A 17475-nucleotide genomic window follows, 5' to 3' on the forward strand; every position below is an offset into this window, starting at 1 on the left:
GCACCAATCGCAATGGACGAAGGTCTACGTTTCGCTATCCGTGAAGGTGGCCGTACAGTAGGTGCTGGTGTTGTTGCTAAGATCTTCGAATAATTCTTAACGAATTAAACGAATGCTTTCGGAAAATCTTGAATTAGATTTGACGAACCAGTAGCAAAAAGGGCATCATTTGATGCCCTTTTTCTGCGCTCAACATTATTTTTGCTGTTTTCTTGTTCAGAAGTGGGTTGGGTGCAGAGCAAGATTAGGCAAAGAGGCTTAATCTTAAGAAGAGTTCGCTGTTTTTCAGCGATATGGAGTTTGCCCTGCAACAGCGGGGTTGTTGTCGTCTATATTAAGACTTGTAACAGGTTGGTTTTATGAAAGCAAATAATGCTGAAACTCCTGATAGCTCAAATGCAGCAGATACGTTTAAGTGGGTTGCCGCTTTCGTATTGGCAGCTGCCGCTGTTGTGGGTAATTACCTGTATGGTGAAATGTCTGTAGTGGTTCGCGCTGCAGGCGTTGTTGTTCTAATTGCAGCTGCCCTTGGCGTTGCAGCAACAACGACTAAAGGTAAAGCAGCGATCAGTTTTGCAAAAGAATCGCGTATGGAAGTACGTAAAGTTGTTTGGCCTACTCGCCAAGAAACCATGCAAACAACACTGATCGTTTTAGCTGTAAGTATTGTAATGGCTCTAGTGCTATGGGGTATTGACGGAATTATGGTTCGTCTAGTAGCTCTAGCAACTGGGGTATAGAGGGTTTTAATTCATGAGTGAAGCTCCAAAAAAACGCTGGTATGTGGTTCAAGCCTTCTCTGGATTTGAAGGTCGTGTAGCTCAATCTCTGCGCGAGCATATCAAAATGCACGGCATGGAAGAGCTATTCGGTGAAGTACTAGTTCCTACTGAAGAAGTAGTGGAAATGCGCGCGGGTCAACGTCGCAAATCTGAGCGTAAGTTCTTCCCAGGTTACGTCCTTGTTCAGATGATTATGAACGATGAATCATGGCACCTAGTACGTAGTGTGCCGCGTGTCATGGGCTTCATTGGTGGTACCTCAGACCGTCCAGCACCTATCACTGATAAAGAAGCTGACGCTATTCTTAACCGTCTTGAGAAAGCGAGTGAAGCTCCTCGTCCTCGTACTATGTACGAAGCGGGTGAAGTGGTTCGTGTTAATGAAGGTCCATTTGCTGATTTCAACGGTACCGTTGAAGAAGTGGATTACGAGAAGAGCCGCCTGAAAGTGTCTGTGTCGATCTTTGGTCGTGCAACACCAGTTGAGCTTGAATTTGGTCAGGTTGAAAAACTGGACTAATACTCTGATTTAAAGAGTATAAAAAATCACCTTTTTAGGGTTGTATAAGGCGCGAATTATGACTATAATTTCGCGCCTTTTTACTTCTTGTGAAGTAAAAAGTTTCTTACACAAACGGGGAGCTGATCCGTGATTAGCGTTTGTACCCAAACTTAGGAATTATCATGGCTAAGAAAGTTGAAGCTTACATCAAGCTACAAGTTGCTGCTGGCGCTGCGAACCCAAGTCCACCAGTTGGTCCTGCTCTAGGTCAACACGGTGTTAACATCATGGAATTCTGTAAAGCGTTCAACGCGAAAACAGAATCTCTAGAGAAGGGTCTACCAACTCCAGTAGTTATCACAGTATACAGCGACCGTTCTTTCACGTTCGTAACTAAGACTCCACCTGCTGCTGTTCTTCTTAAGAAAGCTGCTGGCGTTAAGTCTGGTTCAGGCCGTCCAAACACTGAAAAAGTGGGCACTGTAACTGACGCTCAAATCCAAGAAATCGCAGAAACTAAAGCTGCAGATATGACTGGTGCTGACATCGAAGCGATGAAGCGTTCTATCGCTGGTACTGCTCGTTCAATGGGCCTAGTGGTAGAGGGTTAATAAGATGGCAAAACTAACTAAGCGCATGCGCGTAATCCGCGAAAAAGTTGACGTAACAAAAGAATACGAAATCAACGAAGCTGTTGCTCTTCTTCAAGAACTAGCTACTGCTAAATTCGTTGAGTCTGTAGACGTTGCTGTTAACCTAGGCATTGATGCTCGTAAATCTGACCAGAACGTACGTGGTGCAACTGTACTACCTCACGGTACTGGCCGCGACATCCGCGTAGCAGTGTTCACTCAAGGTGCAAACGCTGAAGCAGCTAAAGAAGCTGGCGCAGACATCGTTGGTATGGAAGATCTTGCTGAGCAAGTTAAGAAAGGCGAAATGAACTTTGACGTAGTTGTTGCTTCTCCAGATGCAATGCGCGTTGTAGGTCAGCTAGGTACTATCCTAGGTCCTCGCGGTCTTATGCCAAACCCTAAAGTTGGTACTGTAACTCCTAACGTTGCTGAAGCAGTTAAAAACGCTAAAGCTGGTCAGGTTCGTTACCGTAACGACAAAAACGGCATCATCCACACTACTATCGGTAAAGCAAACTTCTCTGCTGAGCAGATCAAAGAGAACCTAGAAGCACTTCTAGTTGCTCTGAAGAAAGCTAAGCCATCTTCAGCGAAAGGTACTTTCCTGAAGAAAGTAAGCATCTCTACTACTATGGGTGCTGGTGTTGCTGTTGATCAGGCTAGCCTGAACACTCAAGCATAATTTATTTGCTTAGGCGCAAAATTTGTGTATAATTTTGCGCCTAATATTTGTGGTTGGGGCTGAACTTTGGTTCTTTGAACTGTCTCCTAGTTCGAAATGAATTAAGACCCAGTCTCCGTCCAAGACCGTAGGTGTCAGCCTAACCGTTGACTTAATTATCCTACGTAGATGGTGCCCGAACTGACAGAAAGCTCTATGTAAATAGTTAACTTTCTTCTGGGAATGCACCTCAATAGCTCTCACTGTCGTGATGATAGTGAGTGGTGTAACGACAACCAGGAGTAAATCCAAGATGGCTTTAAACCTTCAAGACAAAAAAGCAATTGTTGCTGAAGTCAACGAAGCTGCCAGTGGTGCACTTTCTGCAGTTGTAGCTGATTCTCGTGGCGTTGAAGTTGGCGCAATGACTTCTCTACGTAAACAAGCTCGTGAAGCTGGCGTTTACATGAAAGTCGTGCGTAACACTCTAGCACGTCGTGCGGTTCAGGGTACAGATTACGAGTGTCTAACTGACACTTTCACTGGTCCTACTCTAATCGCGTTCTCTAACGAGCACCCAGGTGCTGCAGCGCGTCTTTTCAAAGACTTCGCTAAAGAGAACAAAGACTTCGAGATCAAAGCTGCTGCATTTGAAGGCGCGCTAACTGACGCTGAAGTACTAGCGACACTACCAACTTACGACGAAGCAATCGCACGCCTAATGATGTGCATGAAAGAAGCTTCTGCTGGCAAGCTGGTTCGTACAATCGCTGCTATCCGCGATCAAAAAGAAGCTGCTTAATAAGCCTTGCTTTTTACTGGTTGCTTAATAAACTTATTGTTGACTTAAAAGAGAATTGTTATGTCTATTACTAACGAGCAAATCCTAGACGCAGTTGCAGAAATGTCTGTAATGCAAGTTGTTGAACTAATCGAAGCAATGGAAGAGAAATTCGGTGTTTCTGCTGCTGCTGCTGTTGTAGCTGGCGGCGCTGCTGCTGGTGCAGCTGTTGAAGAGCAAACTGAATTCGACGTAATCCTAGAATCTGCTGGCGGTAACAAAGTTGCTGTAATCAAAGCAGTACGTGGCGCAACTGGCCTAGGTCTTAAAGAAGCTAAAGCTCTTGTAGACGGCGCTCCAGCACCTCTTAAAGAAGGTGTTGACAAAGCAGAAGCTGACGCTCTTAAAGCTCAGCTAGAAGAAGCTGGTGCAACTGTTGCTGTTAAGTAATTATTGCATAGTTTCTTAGCCTAACGGCTAATTGGCTGGTGGTTTTTTAACCACCGGCCTTTTTGCGCTGTAGGGTATAGGCGAATTTTCCCGCTGTTTAAGCGCCTGATATCCATGCAAAAAACATTTCATTCTTTCGAAATGAAATGTCACTACAGTAAACAGCTATATTAGTCACTGTCCCTTACCCCCCTTAAGTAACTAGGAGTGGGCGGACAGTTTGGGTCACTTATCAGCGAGCTGAGGAACCCCATGGTTTACTCTTATACCGAGAAAAAGCGCATCCGTAAGGACTTTGGTACTCGTCCACAAGTTTTGGACATTCCATACCTGCTATCGATCCAGCTCGATTCGTTCGACAAATTTATCGAACAGGATCCTGAAGGTCAATACGGTCTTGAAGCTGCTTTCCGTTCTGTATTCCCGATTCAGAGCTACAACGGCAATTCTGAGCTGCAATACGTTAGCTACCGTCTTGGTGAGCCAGTTTTTGACGTTAAAGAATGTCAAATCCGCGGTGTAACTTACTCAAAGCCACTACGTGTAAAACTACGCCTAGTTATCTTTGATAAAGACGCGCCAGCAGGTACTGTAAAAGACATTAAAGAACAAGAAGTCTACATGGGTGAAATTCCACTCATGACAGACAATGGTACCTTCGTAATTAACGGTACCGAGAGGGTTATCGTATCCCAGCTGCACCGAAGCCCAGGCGTGTTCTTCGACAGCGATAAGGGTAAGACCCACTCTTCAGGTAAAGTTTTATACAACGCGCGCGTTATTCCTTACCGTGGTTCATGGCTTGATTTCGAGTTTGATCCTAAGGATAACTTGTACGTTCGTATCGACCGTCGTCGTAAGCTACCAGCATCGATCATCCTTCGTGCACTAGGTAAATCGACTGAAGAAATCCTAGATATCTTCTTCGAGAAAGTGAACTTCGAAGTGAAAGACCAAACTCTACTGATGGAGTTGGTTCCAGATCGTCTACGTGGTGAAACTGCGTCATTTGACATCGAATCGAATGGTAAAGTTTACGTAGAGCAAGGTCGTCGCGTAACAGCTCGTCATATCCGCCAACTAGAGAAAGATGGCGTTGATCACATCGAAGTACCAGTAGAGTACATCGTTGGTAAAGTTGCATCGAAAGATTACATCAACGAAGCAACAGGCGAGATCATTGTTAATGCTAACCAGGAAATCAGCCTGGAAGCGCTAGCGAACCTGTCTCAAGCTGGCCACAAAGCGCTAGAAGTTCTGTTTACGAACGATCTAGACCACGGTCCATTCATGTCAGAAACACTACGCATCGACAGCACTGTTGACCGTATTTCTGCATTGGTAGAAATCTACCGCATGATGCGCCCTGGTGAGCCACCAACAAAAGAAGCTGCAGAAGCACTATTCGAAAGCCTATTCTTCTCTGAAGAGCGTTACGATCTATCGACTGTTGGTCGTATGAAGTTTAATAGCTCTATCGGTCGTGAAGATGCTCAAGAGCAAGGCACACTTGATGAAACAGATATCATCGAAGTGATGAAGAAGCTTATCGCGATCCGTAACGGCAAAGGCGAAGTGGACGATATCGACCACCTAGGCAACCGTCGTATCCGTTCTGTCGGCGAAATGGCTGAGAACCAGTTCCGTGTAGGTCTAGTACGTGTTGAGCGTGCAGTTAAAGAGCGTCTAAGCCTAGGCGATCTTGACGCAATCATGCCTCAAGACCTGATCAACGCGAAGCCAATTTCTGCAGCGGTTAAAGAATTCTTTGGCTCTTCACAGCTTTCACAGTTCATGGACCAAAACAACCCGCTGTCAGAAGTAACGCACAAGCGTCGTATTTCTGCATTGGGTCCTGGCGGTCTGACTCGTGAACGTGCTGGCTTCGAAGTTCGAGACGTACACGTAACTCACTACGGTCGTCTATGTCCTATCGAAACGCCGGAAGGTCCAAACATCGGTCTGATCAACTCTCTATCTGCGTTTGCGCGTTGTAACGAGTACGGTTTCCTTGAGACGCCATACCGTCGCGTTGTAGATGGTGTTGTAACAGACGAAGTAGATTACCTATCTGCAATCGAAGAAGGCCAATTCGTTATCGCTCAGGCGAACGCTAAGCTAAACGAAGATGGTACTTTTGCAGATGAGCTGATCACAGCTCGTCAGAAAGGTGAATCTGGTCTACACCCTCGTGAGCACGCTCAGTACATGGACGTTGCGACAAACCAGGTTGTATCTATCGCTGCATCGCTTATCCCGTTCCTAGAACACGATGATGCGAACCGTGCATTGATGGGTGCGAACATGCAACGTCAGGCAGTTCCAACACTGAAAGCTGACAAACCGCTTGTTGGTACTGGTATCGAACGTAACGTAGCCGTTGACTCAGGTGTAACGGCTGTTGCTAAACGTGGTGGTGTAATCCAGTCAGTAGATGCTTCTCGTATCGTTGTTAAAGTGAACGAAGAAGAGCTAGTACCAGGTGAAGCTGGTATCGACATCTACAACCTGACTAAATACACACGTTCTAACCAGAACACATGTATTAACCAGCGCCCATGTGTGATGCCAGGTGAACCTGTCGCACGTGGCGACGTTCTTGCTGATGGTCCTTCAACAGACCTTGGTGAGCTAGCGCTTGGCCAAAACATGCGTATCGCGTTCATGCCTTGGAACGGTTACAACTTCGAAGACTCGATCTTAGTATCTGAGCGCGTAGTTCAAGAAGACCGCTTCACGACAATCCACATTCAAGAACTGACTTGTGTGGCGCGTGACACTAAGCTGGGCTCTGAAGAGATCACAGCGGATATTCCAAACGTAGGTGAATCTGCTCTGTCTAAACTAGACGAGTCAGGTATCGTTTACATTGGTGCTGAAGTTAAGGGTGGTGACATCCTAGTTGGTAAAGTAACACCTAAAGGTGAAACTCAGCTAACGCCTGAAGAGAAGCTACTACGTGCTATCTTCGGTGAAAAAGCATCGGATGTTAAAGATACTTCACTACGTGTACCGAACTCTGTATCAGGTACGATCATCGACGTTCAAGTCTTCACTCGCGATGGCGTAGAGAAAGACAAGCGTGCGCTTGAAATCGAACAGATGCAGCTTAAAGAAGCGAAGAAAGACCTAACTGAAGAATTCCAGATTCTTGAGGGTGGCCTTCTAAACCGTGTTAAAGCTGTATTGATTGAAGGCGGTTACTCTGAAGCGAAACTAGACGCGACTGATCGTAAGAAGTGGCTAGAACTAACGCTAGAAGATGACTCACTACAAACTCAGCTTGAGCAACTTGCTGAGCAGTGGGACGAGCTAAAAGCTGACTTCGATAAGAAGTTCGAAACTAAGCGTCGCAAGATCACTCAAGGTGATGATCTAGCACCTGGCGTACTGAAGATCGTTAAGGTTTACCTAGCGGTTAAACGTCGCATTCAGCCTGGTGATAAGATGGCGGGTCGTCACGGTAACAAGGGTGTAATCTCTAAGATCAACCCTGTTGAAGACATGCCATACGATGAGAAAGGTCAGCCTGTAGACATCGTACTTAACCCACTGGGTGTACCTTCGCGTATGAACATCGGTCAGATCTTGGAAGTTCACTTAGGTCTGGCAGCGAAAGGTATCGGTGACAAGATCAACCAGATGGTTAAAGAGCAGCAAGAACTAGCGAAATTCCGCGAGTTCCTACAAAAAGTTTACGATCTAGGCGACACTCGCCAGAAAGTAGACATTGCTTCTCTATCTGATGATGAAGTACGTACTCTGATCAAGAACTTGCGTGGCGGTCTACCAATCGCGACACCTGTATTTGATGGTGCTCCAGAAGCATCAATCAAAGCACTTCTTGAGCTAGCAGACCTGCCAACATCTGGTCAGCTAACGCTGTTTGATGGTCGCACAGGTGATGCGTTTGAGCGTCCTGTAACTGTTGGTTACATGTACATGCTGAAACTGAACCACCTTGTTGATGACAAGATGCACGCACGTTCAACTGGTTCGTACAGCCTAGTAACTCAGCAACCACTAGGTGGTAAAGCTCAGTTCGGTGGTCAGCGTTTCGGTGAGATGGAAGTATGGGCACTAGAAGCATACGGTGCGGCTTACACTCTACAAGAAATGCTAACCGTTAAGTCAGATGACGTTAACGGCCGTACTAAGATGTACAAAAACATCGTAGACGGTAACCACAGCATGGAACCTGGCATGCCAGAATCGTTCAACGTATTGTTGAAAGAGATCCGCTCGCTAGGTATCAACATCGAGCTAGAAGACGAAGAGTAATCCCCACGGGATTATCGGTAGAAAGGTGCTCACTTTTGCGGGTGAGCTCCTTTTAACTCCTTACAGGAGCTGATTGTGAAAGACTTATTAAACTTTCTAAAAGCACAGCATAAGACCGAAGAATTTGATGCAATCAAAATCGGTCTATCTTCACCAGACATGATCCGTTCATGGTCTTTCGGTGAAGTTAAAAAACCTGAAACGATCAACTATCGTACGTTCAAACCTGAACGCGATGGTTTGTTCTGTGCGCGTATCTTTGGCCCAGTTAAAGACTACGAATGTCTTTGTGGCAAATACAAGCGCCTGAAGCACCGTGGTGTTATCTGTGAGAAGTGTGGTGTAGAAGTTACACAAACTAAAGTTCGTCGTGACCGTATGGGCCACATCGAGCTTGCTTCACCAGTAGCTCACATCTGGTTCCTAAAATCGCTACCGTCTCGTATCGGTCTACTAATGGATATCCCTCTACGTGATATCGAACGTGTTCTTTACTTCGAAATGTACGTAGTAACTGAACCGGGTATGACTGATCTAGAAAAAGGTCAGATGCTAACTGAAGAAGAGTATCTAGACCGTCTAGAAGAGTGGGGTGACGAGTTCACAGCTAAGATGGGTGCAGAAGCTATCAAGGACCTACTAGGTTCTATGGATATGCACGCTGAAGCGGAACAAATGCGCGAAGAGCTTGAGACTACAAACTCAGAAACTAAGCGTAAGAAAGTCACTAAGCGTCTTAAACTGGTAGAAGCGTTCATCGCATCGGGTAACAACCCAGAGTGGATGATCCTGACTGTACTTCCAGTACTTCCGCCAGATCTACGTCCTCTAGTACCACTAGATGGCGGTCGCTTTGCGACTTCTGATCTGAACGACCTATACCGTCGTGTGATCAACCGTAACAACCGTTTGAAGCGTCTTCTAGAGCTAGCGGCTCCGGACATCATCGTACGTAACGAAAAACGTATGCTGCAAGAGTCTGTTGATGCGCTACTAGATAACGGTCGTCGTGGTCGTGCGATCACAGGTTCTAACAAGCGTCCTCTGAAATCTCTTGCTGATATGATCAAGGGTAAACAAGGTCGTTTCCGTCAGAACCTTCTAGGTAAACGTGTAGACTACTCTGGCCGTTCTGTAATCACAGTAGGTCCATACCTTCGTCTGCACCAGTGTGGTCTTCCTAAGAAGATGGCACTTGAGCTATTCAAACCATTTATCTACAGCAAGCTAGAGACTCGTGGTCTTGCGACTACAATCAAAGCTGCGAAGAAAATGGTAGAGCGTGAAGAAGCGGTTGTTTGGGATATCCTAGACGAAGTAATCCGCGAACACCCAGTACTATTGAACCGTGCACCTACACTTCACCGTCTAGGTATCCAGGCGTTCGAACCAGTACTAATCGAAGGTAAAGCGATCCAGCTACACCCACTTGTTTGTGCGGCGTACAACGCGGACTTCGATGGTGACCAAATGGCGGTTCACGTACCTCTAACTCTAGAGGCACAGCTTGAAGCTCGTACTCTGATGATGTCGACAAACAACATTCTGTCGCCAGCGTCAGGTGATCCGATCATCGTACCTTCTCAGGACGTTGTATTGGGTCTGTACTACATGACTCGTGAAAAGATCAACGTGAAAGGTGAAGGCATGTACCTTTCTGGCCCAGCAGAGGCTGAGAAAGCATACCGCACTAAACAAGCTGAGCTTCACGCGCGCGTTAAAGTACGTATTACAGAGACAGTTGTAGACGAAGACGGCAACAGCACAACTGAGACCAAGATGGTAGATACCACTGTTGGTCGTGCAATGCTATGGCAAATCGTGCCAGCTGGTCTACCGTACAGCATCGTTAACCAAAAACTAGGTAAGAAGCAAATCTCTAACCTACTAAACGAGGCGTACCGTAAGCTAGGTCTGAAAGACACTGTAATCTTCGCTGACCAAATCATGTACACAGGTTTCGCTTACGCGGCACTTTCTGGTGTATCTGTTGGTATCGACGATATGGTTGTACCGCCAGCTAAGTACACTGAAATCGCAGAAGCGGAAGAAGAAGTACGTGAAATCCAGGAACAGTACCAATCAGGTCTTGTTACTGCAGGCGAACGCTACAACAAAGTGATCGATATCTGGGCATCGACCAACGACCGCGTTGCGAAAGCAATGATGGAAAACCTTTCATCTGAAACGGTAGTTAACCGTGAAGGTGAAGAGGAACAGCAAGAGTCATTCAACAGCATCTACATGATGGCGGACTCGGGCGCTCGTGGTTCTGCAGCACAGATTCGTCAGCTTGCCGGTATGCGTGGTCTGATGGCGCGTCCAGATGGTTCAATCATCGAAACGCCGATCACAGCGAACTTTAAAGAAGGTCTAAACGTACTTCAGTACTTTATCTCAACGCACGGTGCTCGTAAGGGTCTTGCGGATACGGCACTGAAAACAGCGAACTCGGGTTACCTAACTCGTCGTCTAGTAGACGTTGCTCAAGACGTTGTTGTAACTGAACATGACTGTGGCACTCACGAGGGTGTTGACATGATGCCTCACATCGAGGGTGGTGATGTTAAAGTTGCACTGTCTGAGCTAGCTCTAGGTCGTGTAGTTGCTGAAGACGTTCTAAAACCTGGTACTGAAGATGTTCTTATTCCACGTAACACCCTGATCGATGAGAAGTGGTGTCAAATCATGGAAGAGAACTCAGTAGACAGCATGAAAGTGCGCTCTGTAGTAACGTGTGATTCTGACTTCGGTTGTTGTGCACAGTGTTACGGTCGTGACCTAGCACGTGGTCACCTAGTAAACCAAGGTGAGGCAGTAGGTGTTATCGCTGCTCAGTCTATCGGTGAACCGGGTACACAGCTTACGATGCGTACGTTCCACATCGGTGGTGCGGCATCGACAGCAGCAGCAGAGAACAGCATCCAAGCGAAGAACAACGGTTCTGTTAAGCTTCACAACGCTAAGTTCGTAACAAACAAAGATGGCAAGCTAGTTATCACTTCTCGTGCATCTGAACTAACCATCATCGATGAGTTCGGCCGTACGAAAGAGAAACACAAACTGCCATACGGCTCGCTACTAAGCAAAGGCGACAACGACGCAGTTGAAGCTGGTGAAACAGTAGCGAACTGGGAAGCGCATACACTGCCAATCATCACTGAAGTAGCTGGTCGTATCCAGTTCGTAGATATGATTGATGGCGTAACAGTTTCTCGTCAAACAGATGACCTAACTGGTCTATCTTCAAGCGAAGTAACGGACGCAGCAGCTCGTCCAGCAGCAGGTAAAGATATGCGTCCAGCTATCAAACTTGTTGACGAGCAAGGTAACGACGTAATGATCCCTGGTACTGAAATGCCAGCTCACTACTTCCTACCTGGTAAAGCGATCGTGAACATTGAAGACGGCGCAGAAGTAGGTGTGGGTGATACGCTAGCACGTATTCCTCAGAAATCTGGCGGTAACAAAGATATCACCGGTGGTCTTCCACGCGTTGCTGACTTGTTCGAAGCTCGTAAGCCTAAAGAGCCTGCGATTCTTGCTGAACACACAGGTACAGTTAGCTTCGGTAAAGAGACCAAAGGTAAGCGTCGTCTAGTTATCACTCGTGATAGCGGTGAAGTTTACGAAGAGATGATTCCTAAGCATCGTCAGCTTAACGTGTTCGAAGGTGAGCGCGTTGAACGTGGTGATGTAATCGCTGATGGTCCAGAGTCTCCACATGACATTCTACGTCTACGTGGCGTACACGCAGTAACTCAGTACATCGCTAACGAAGTACAAGAAGTTTACCGTCTACAAGGCGTTAAGATTAACGATAAGCACATCGAGACTATCGTTCGTCAAATGCTACGTAAGTGTACAATTACTCACGCTGGTGACTCTGAGTTCCTACCTGGCGAGCAAGTTGAATACTCACAAGTTAAGATTGCTAACCGTAATCTAGAAGCTGAAGGCAAAGAGCCTGCACGTTTTGAACGTGAACTTCTAGGTATCACTAAAGCGTCTCTAGCAACTGAGTCGTTCATCTCTGCGGCATCGTTCCAGGAGACAACTCGCGTACTAACAGAAGCTGCGGTTTCTGGTAAGCGTGATGACCTACGTGGTCTGAAAGAGAACGTAATTGTTGGTCGTTTGATCCCAGCTGGTACTGGTTTCGCATACCACCAAGAGCGTCAAGCTAAACGTGCTGAAGCGCAAGAAGGTCCATCTGCTGAACAAGCAACAGATAACCTAGCAGCACTTCTAAACGCTGGCTTCTCTTCTGACGAGTAATCGTTAAGAGCTTAAAAGAAAAGGCACCTTCGGGTGCCTTTTTGTATCTATTCGCTTCACTCGGTAGTGAGGTACAAAAAAGGCTGACATAGTCATCAACCCTTTCACTTCTTTCTATTATCATTTATGCGCCAGGAGGCATCGCAAGGCTATCCGCGATAAGCTGGATCAAATGGTCTTCTACTTCAAAGCGCGTTTCAATGATCTCTCCGATCAAAGACATATCGGAGTCGAAATCCTCTAACTCATCATCTTCTGTCACGTCTGAGTACTTATCGGTGAAGTTTAACAACGGTTCTGTGGTTAGCACGATTTTGCCGTAAGTTTGGTTGATTTCGTTTGTTGCGACAAAGCCTGTGGCTTTCCACTTATCCATCACCATATCGTAGATTTTGAAGTGGCCTTCGGAAATATAATCGACTAGGTGTTGGCAGAAGTTTTGTAGCTCGGAGGGAGAAGGAAGTTCTAGAACGTTGGATTTCGAACAAGGTTGCAGTGCTGCAAGCTTACAGTATTCGACAATTAAGGATTGTCTCGTCTCTAACCAGTGATCAATGACATCACTTGAGCCACCCCACTGGTCTTGTGTTTGTTTGAATTTTTTTAGCATGACCATGCCCTCATGATCTGATCGCCGGCTGGCGAACGTATCCTTTGCAAAGCAAAGTTAGTAAAGTTATTACAAACTCTTGTCCTTACTAGAATTTATAGTTGCAAATATCGTTAAGAACAAACTCTAGTATGAAATTAGATTGCCAGTAAAATGAACGAACTTCAAGCAAAGGAATGGTGTAATGTTAAGAAAAGGTGATGTTAACCGTGTGGCAAATGCACACTGGTGTGTTGTTGCAGGAAGTGAAATTTGGCTGGTGGATGGTGCTGTGCCTTTTGGTTGTGCGGAGCAGTTCTCACTGCCAGAAGAGAATGCGAGGCAAATTGGTGACTATCTTGGCTCGCCAGTTATGTGGATTAATTTTGCAGATTTGGAGCAAGATCTCCCACTCGTTTCATTGCGCGACTGTCTACATTTCCCTGAACCGCTATTTATGCTGTTGAGCAAGGCTATCCAATATGGGCACATGACCCAAAGCTTACGCTTTTGTCCGCAATGTGGTGGACGCAACTTTCTTAATAATAATCAATTTGCCATGCAATGCGGAGAGTGTCGAACTTTGCACTACCCGCGCATTTTCCCATGCATCATCGTTGCTGTGCGTAAAGAAAATCAGATTTTACTAGCGCAACACCCAAGGCATCGAAATGGCATGTACACCGTGATTGCGGGCTTTTTAGAGGCGGGAGAAACCTTAGAAGACTGTGTCGCGCGCGAAGTGCATGAAGAAACGGGCATTCACGTGAAAAACATTCGTTACTTTGGCAGTCAGCCTTGGGCCTTTCCATCCAGTATGATGATGGCGTTCCTCGCCGATTATGATTCTGGTGAGCTCAATCCGGATTATACGGAGTTATCCGATGCGCAATGGTTCGGTGTGAAAGAGATGCCACCAGTGGCACCAACAGGCACTATTGCAAGAGCGCTAATTGAGCAGACCGTTAGTGATATTCTTTCAGACTGAGATGCTGATCGTAAAGGAAGTAAAGGTTAAAAATTAATCATTTTTGAGACATCACTGTTGCTAGACTGGCTTGGTATGACGTTCTGTATTGATGGGTTTATAAATAATGGAGTATACCGAATGAAGTTGAAATCAGCGTTATGGCTAGGATTAGTATCGTGCACAATGGTAAGCATGTCGGCAAATGCAAGTATCGAAGTAAAAGCGAAGCGCATGTTGACAGAAAATACCATGACAGAAAATGTAACCAAGGTGCAGCAGGCTTGTGGTAATGAAGTACTAGAAACCAATATCGATTGGGCTCAGTGGGATAATTATGATTTTTCTGAAACTCGACTTGATAAAGTAAAAACCACAGGTTGGTTAGGTGGCCTTATTAACTACATCTATGATGATATGGTGAAGTTGTGCACGACAACTGAGCACGCAGCTTTGTATAAAGAAGAGTTTCAAAAAGTTCAAAAAATCCAATTCGTAGGTCAAGATTCAGTGAATGCGAAAAAAGCAGGCTTCGCGTTAGATGAAGGTGGTAGCGTACTCAAAGTTGCCCTGAATCCAAATGCGGCTTACGACTCTTCAACGTTGAAGTACCTTAAGCAGGCATGGAACTAAAACGATGAAGAAAACGTTATTGTCGTTATTCATGGTGTCCGTCAGCTTTGCCGTGGTCGGTGAAGAAGCTCGTTACACCATGGACGACTTAAAGGCATTGAACGGCTCTAAAAATTGGAACGAGCTATTAGCGCATGCGGAAGATATTCGTCCATCTCAACGTAATAGCGAGTGGAAAAGCCTAGTTCAAAATGCGGCGTTGGGAGCGTTTGAACACTATGTTGCATCTGGAGCAAAAGATGATGCGATTGGTCTGGGTCAGCAGTTAATCCTATCTTACCCGTTTCTTTCTCAATCTAAGAGTTTTACTCAGCAGTTCTCGAAAGAGCTGGTGCCTGCAGCACAACCATGTATTCAATATGCGATAGAGGGATGTGTGGAAAATTATGGTCAGCTTCTTAATGCCTTGGCACCAAGCGCTGAGGTGAGTTACGAAGAAGGAACCAAAGTTTTCCAGAATGTCTCGAAGTCACTGTCGGTTCCTTTTTTTGCAGCAGCAGTGCAGCAAGCTGAGAACTACTGTGCGGATGAAAACGTCGCAAATGCGTTGCTCTACACCTTGGACAGACCAAATAATACCAACTTCGCTTTGGCGAAAGAGGTTGCTACACAAAGGTGTGCTAACACCGCACTAACAAACTTTGAGAATTACATTATTGAGTCGCAAACCGTAAGAGAAGCTCTTTGCCCGACATATTTGTCTAAAGGACATGTAAAAGGGTTAATGAAAAAAGTTTGCCAGTCATAACTGCTCGTTCTTAAAGCCACCGCAAGGTGGCTTTTTAATTTATTGAAATTTAGGCAAAAAAAACCCTCCGAGAGGGAGGGGGTAAGTAAGATGTCGTTATGAGATGCTGAGTACCGAGTACTCAGTTTATAATTGTAGTTTTCGCTAGCGAACAAATTTTTAACACTGATGCGGATTGTGTGCAAATTAAGCATTGATTTAAAAGTTAATAACTTGATCCAGGTTGCAAAGCACACAGCTATTGGCCTTAAATCAGTGATAGAATACCCCCTTTCAAAGAAAGCCTAACAATTGGAACTACGGAATGACTGAATTAAAAAATGATCGTTATCTGCGTGCGCTTCTTAAAGAGCCGGTAGATTACACGCCAGTATGGATGATGCGTCAGGCAGGTCGTTACTTACCAGAATACAAAGCTACGCGTGCTCAAGCGGGCGATTTCATGTCTTTGTGTAAGAATGCGGAGCTGGCGTCTGAAGTAACTCTTCAACCACTGCGCCGTTTTCCTCTTGATGCAGCGATCTTGTTCTCTGACATCCTAACTATCCCAGATGCAATGGGTCTGGGTCTGCGTTTTGCTGCTGGTGAAGGTCCGGTCTTCGATAACCCAATTACTTGCAAAGCCGACGTAGAGAAAATCGGTCTGCCAGATCCAGAAGGTGAACTGCAGTACGTAATGAATGCCGTGCGTCAAATCCGCAAAGATTTGAATGGTGATGTACCTCTAATTGGTTTCTCTGGTAGCCCATGGACGCTTGCGACTTACATGGTTGAAGGTGGTAGCTCTAAGGCCTTCACGAAGATCAAGAAGATGATGTACGCAGAACCTCAAACTCTGCATCTTCTACTGGATAAGCTAGCAGATAGCGTGATTGACTACCTAAATGCACAAATCAAAGCCGGCGCGCAGTCAGTTATGGTATTTGATACATGGGGTGGCGTTCTGACTCCTCGTGATTACAACCTGTTCTCATTGCAATACATGCACAAGATAGTGGATGGCCTGATTCGCGAAAATGACGGTCGTCGCGTACCTGTTACGCTATTTACTAAGAATGGCGGTATGTGGCTAGAGCAAATCGCAGCAACGGGTTGTGATGCGGTTGGTCTAGACTGGACGATCAATATTGCAGATGCGAAAGCGCGTATCGGCGATAAAGTGGCACTGCAAGGCAACATGGATCCATCTATGCTTTACGCTTCACCTGAGCGTATCCGTGAAGAAGTAGCGGGTATCCTAGAAGGTTTTGGTGATGCTGGTACAGGTCACGTATTCAACCTAGGTCATGGCATCCACCTAGATGTGCCGCCAGAAAACGCGGGTGTGTTTGTTGAAGCGGTACATGAGCTATCTAAGCCTTACCACAAATAATCTCGATTTATTGAAATCCAATACCGGCCATCAGTGCCGGTATTTTTTTACCTGAAATTTGAATTGTACAGCTTAGTAAGCATTTGGCCTGTCATGATCTAATTACTATCTAAGCTGTACAATAAAAATTAAAGTCAATTATAAACAATGACTTAAATTTATGTTGTTTGTGTTTCAATTTTCTTATTCAGATTAACTAGCAATTAGATCATCGGTAACTCAAAGCATCGAGTGAACGCGCTGTTGGATATAGGGAACGACTTCCGACTCAAACCATGGATTCTTCTTTAACCACAGCGTATTGCGTGGGGAAGGGTGAGGTAGAGGAATAAACTCAGGTTCCCAATCTTGCCATTGCTGAACGGTTTGCGTGAGAGTTTTGGGCTTGTTGGTGAGGTAGTACTGCTGAGAGTACTGACCAATAAGCAGAGTCAACTCTATATTGGGGAGCTGTTCGAGAATCTTTTTGTGCCATGTAGGAGCGCACTCTTTTCTCGGTGGCAGATCTCCCGAGTTACCTTTACCCGGATAGCAGAATCCCATTGGTACAATGGCAATTTTATTCGGGTCGTAGAACACGTCTTTGTCGATATCAAGCCATTGGCGCAGTCGGTCACCACTTGGATCATTCCAAGGTATCGAAGTGCTGTGGACTTTTGTTCCTGGCGCTTGGCCAATAATTAGAATGCGTGCGTTTTTACCGGCTTGAACCACAGGGTTGGCTTCGAGAGGTAAACTCTCAGCGCAGATCTGGCACGCGCGCACTTGTTGGAGTAGATTCTCTAGAGACATCTAT

14 protein-coding genes and 1 pseudogene are annotated in these 17475 nt (G+C 45.8%); 13 read left to right on the plus strand and 2 right to left on the minus strand.

Annotation, left to right across the window (positions count from 1 at the left end; all coding sequences use genetic code 11):
• The 9 genes and pseudogenes from ACF8EG_RS11630 to rpoC form a co-directional block, all read left to right on the plus strand.
• Positions 1–93 (plus strand): annotated as a pseudogene (locus tag ACF8EG_RS11630) (elongation factor Tu); the annotation flags it as partial.
• 266 nt (positions 94–359) lie between these two features.
• Positions 360–740 carry a preprotein translocase subunit SecE gene (gene secE / locus ACF8EG_RS11635; protein ID WP_005384680.1) on the plus strand — a complete coding sequence of 127 codons (381 nt, stop codon included), beginning with the start codon at positions 360–362 and terminating at the stop codon, positions 738–740.
• Between the two features lie 13 nt (positions 741–753).
• Positions 754–1302 (plus strand): transcription termination/antitermination protein NusG, encoded by a 549-nt coding sequence (gene nusG, locus ACF8EG_RS11640; RefSeq protein ID WP_005384681.1) that lies wholly within the window; start codon positions 754–756, stop codon positions 1300–1302.
• A 164-nt stretch (positions 1303–1466) separates the two neighbouring features.
• Positions 1467–1895, plus strand: coding sequence for a 50S ribosomal protein L11 (gene rplK, locus ACF8EG_RS11645; protein WP_005489784.1), 429 nt, complete (start codon positions 1467–1469; stop codon positions 1893–1895).
• Positions 1896–1899: 4 nt separating this feature from the next.
• On the plus strand, positions 1900–2601 hold the full coding sequence (gene rplA / locus ACF8EG_RS11650; protein ID WP_005489780.1) for a 50S ribosomal protein L1: 702 nt from the start codon (positions 1900–1902) through the stop codon (positions 2599–2601).
• A 292-nt stretch (positions 2602–2893) separates the two neighbouring features.
• Positions 2894–3382: a 50S ribosomal protein L10 gene (rplJ, locus tag ACF8EG_RS11655; protein ID WP_005481772.1), complete on the plus strand. Its 489-nt coding sequence runs from the start codon at positions 2894–2896 to the stop codon at positions 3380–3382.
• 60 nt (positions 3383–3442) lie between these two features.
• Positions 3443–3811, plus strand: a complete 369-nt coding sequence (rplL, locus tag ACF8EG_RS11660) for a 50S ribosomal protein L7/L12 (RefSeq protein WP_005466152.1) — start codon at positions 3443–3445, stop codon at positions 3809–3811.
• A 252-nt stretch (positions 3812–4063) separates the two neighbouring features.
• Positions 4064–8092, plus strand: a complete 4029-nt coding sequence (gene rpoB / locus ACF8EG_RS11665) for a DNA-directed RNA polymerase subunit beta (RefSeq protein WP_029803189.1) — start codon at positions 4064–4066, stop codon at positions 8090–8092.
• A gap of 75 nt (positions 8093–8167) precedes the next feature.
• The gene (gene rpoC / locus ACF8EG_RS11670; protein WP_005456484.1) at positions 8168–12370 is read left to right on the plus strand and encodes a DNA-directed RNA polymerase subunit beta'; all 4203 of its coding nucleotides are present in this window, start codon (positions 8168–8170) and stop codon (positions 12368–12370) included.
• A gap of 124 nt (positions 12371–12494) precedes the next feature.
• Here the strand turns inward: rpoC and ACF8EG_RS11675 are convergent, their stop codons facing one another.
• Positions 12495–12986 (minus strand): Rsd/AlgQ family anti-sigma factor, encoded by a 492-nt coding sequence (locus ACF8EG_RS11675; protein ID WP_005497574.1) that lies wholly within the window; start codon positions 12984–12986, stop codon positions 12495–12497.
• 178 nt (positions 12987–13164) lie between these two features.
• On the opposite strand from ACF8EG_RS11675, the gene nudC reads away from it, so the two are divergent.
• The 4 genes from nudC to hemE all read left to right on the plus strand — a co-directional run bounded on the left by nudC (position 13165) and on the right by hemE (position 16679).
• Positions 13165–13947, plus strand: coding sequence for an NAD(+) diphosphatase (gene nudC / locus ACF8EG_RS11680; protein WP_029829231.1), 783 nt, complete (start codon positions 13165–13167; stop codon positions 13945–13947).
• A gap of 120 nt (positions 13948–14067) precedes the next feature.
• Positions 14068–14559, plus strand: coding sequence for a hypothetical protein (locus tag ACF8EG_RS11685; protein WP_175423226.1), 492 nt, complete (start codon positions 14068–14070; stop codon positions 14557–14559).
• 4 nt (positions 14560–14563) lie between these two features.
• Positions 14564–15307 carry a hypothetical protein gene (locus ACF8EG_RS11690; protein ID WP_029829233.1) on the plus strand — a complete coding sequence of 248 codons (744 nt, stop codon included), beginning with the start codon at positions 14564–14566 and terminating at the stop codon, positions 15305–15307.
• A gap of 304 nt (positions 15308–15611) precedes the next feature.
• The gene (gene hemE / locus ACF8EG_RS11695) at positions 15612–16679 is read left to right on the plus strand and encodes a uroporphyrinogen decarboxylase (RefSeq protein WP_005456478.1); all 1068 of its coding nucleotides are present in this window, start codon (positions 15612–15614) and stop codon (positions 16677–16679) included.
• 219 nt (positions 16680–16898) lie between these two features.
• On the opposite strand, the gene ACF8EG_RS11700 is transcribed toward hemE, so the two are convergent.
• Positions 16899–17471, minus strand: a complete 573-nt coding sequence (locus tag ACF8EG_RS11700) for a uracil-DNA glycosylase family protein (protein WP_069507435.1) — start codon at positions 17469–17471, stop codon at positions 16899–16901.
• Between the last annotated feature and the right edge of the window lie 4 nt (positions 17472–17475).

It is taken from the genome of Vibrio sp. YQ_11 (assembly GCF_043103065.1).
Taxonomy (GTDB): Bacteria; Pseudomonadota; Gammaproteobacteria; order Enterobacterales; family Vibrionaceae; genus Vibrio; species Vibrio parahaemolyticus.

Bases quoted from the DNA above. Each gene is read 5' to 3' on its own strand.
- secE (WP_005384680.1), top strand. From the start codon at position 360: ATGAAAGCAAATAATGCTGAAACTCCTGATAGCTCAAATGCAGCAGAT.
- nusG (WP_005384681.1), top strand. From the start codon at position 754: ATGAGTGAAGCTCCAAAAAAACGCTGGTATGTGGTTCAAGCCTTCTCT.
- rplK (WP_005489784.1), top strand. From the start codon at position 1,467: ATGGCTAAGAAAGTTGAAGCTTACATCAAGCTACAAGTTGCTGCTGGC.
- rplA (WP_005489780.1), top strand. From the start codon at position 1,900: ATGGCAAAACTAACTAAGCGCATGCGCGTAATCCGCGAAAAAGTTGAC.
- rplJ (WP_005481772.1), top strand. From the start codon at position 2,894: ATGGCTTTAAACCTTCAAGACAAAAAAGCAATTGTTGCTGAAGTCAAC.
- rplL (WP_005466152.1), top strand. From the start codon at position 3,443: ATGTCTATTACTAACGAGCAAATCCTAGACGCAGTTGCAGAAATGTCT.
- rpoB (WP_029803189.1), top strand. From the start codon at position 4,064: ATGGTTTACTCTTATACCGAGAAAAAGCGCATCCGTAAGGACTTTGGT.
- ACF8EG_RS11675 (WP_005497574.1), bottom strand. From the start codon at position 12,986: ATGGTCATGCTAAAAAAATTCAAACAAACACAAGACCAGTGGGGTGGC.
- nudC (WP_029829231.1), top strand. From the start codon at position 13,165: ATGTTAAGAAAAGGTGATGTTAACCGTGTGGCAAATGCACACTGGTGT.
- ACF8EG_RS11685 (WP_175423226.1), top strand. From the start codon at position 14,068: ATGAAGTTGAAATCAGCGTTATGGCTAGGATTAGTATCGTGCACAATG.
- ACF8EG_RS11690 (WP_029829233.1), top strand. From the start codon at position 14,564: ATGAAGAAAACGTTATTGTCGTTATTCATGGTGTCCGTCAGCTTTGCC.
- hemE (WP_005456478.1), top strand. From the start codon at position 15,612: ATGACTGAATTAAAAAATGATCGTTATCTGCGTGCGCTTCTTAAAGAG.
- ACF8EG_RS11700 (WP_069507435.1), bottom strand. From the start codon at position 17,471: ATGTCTCTAGAGAATCTACTCCAACAAGTGCGCGCGTGCCAGATCTGC.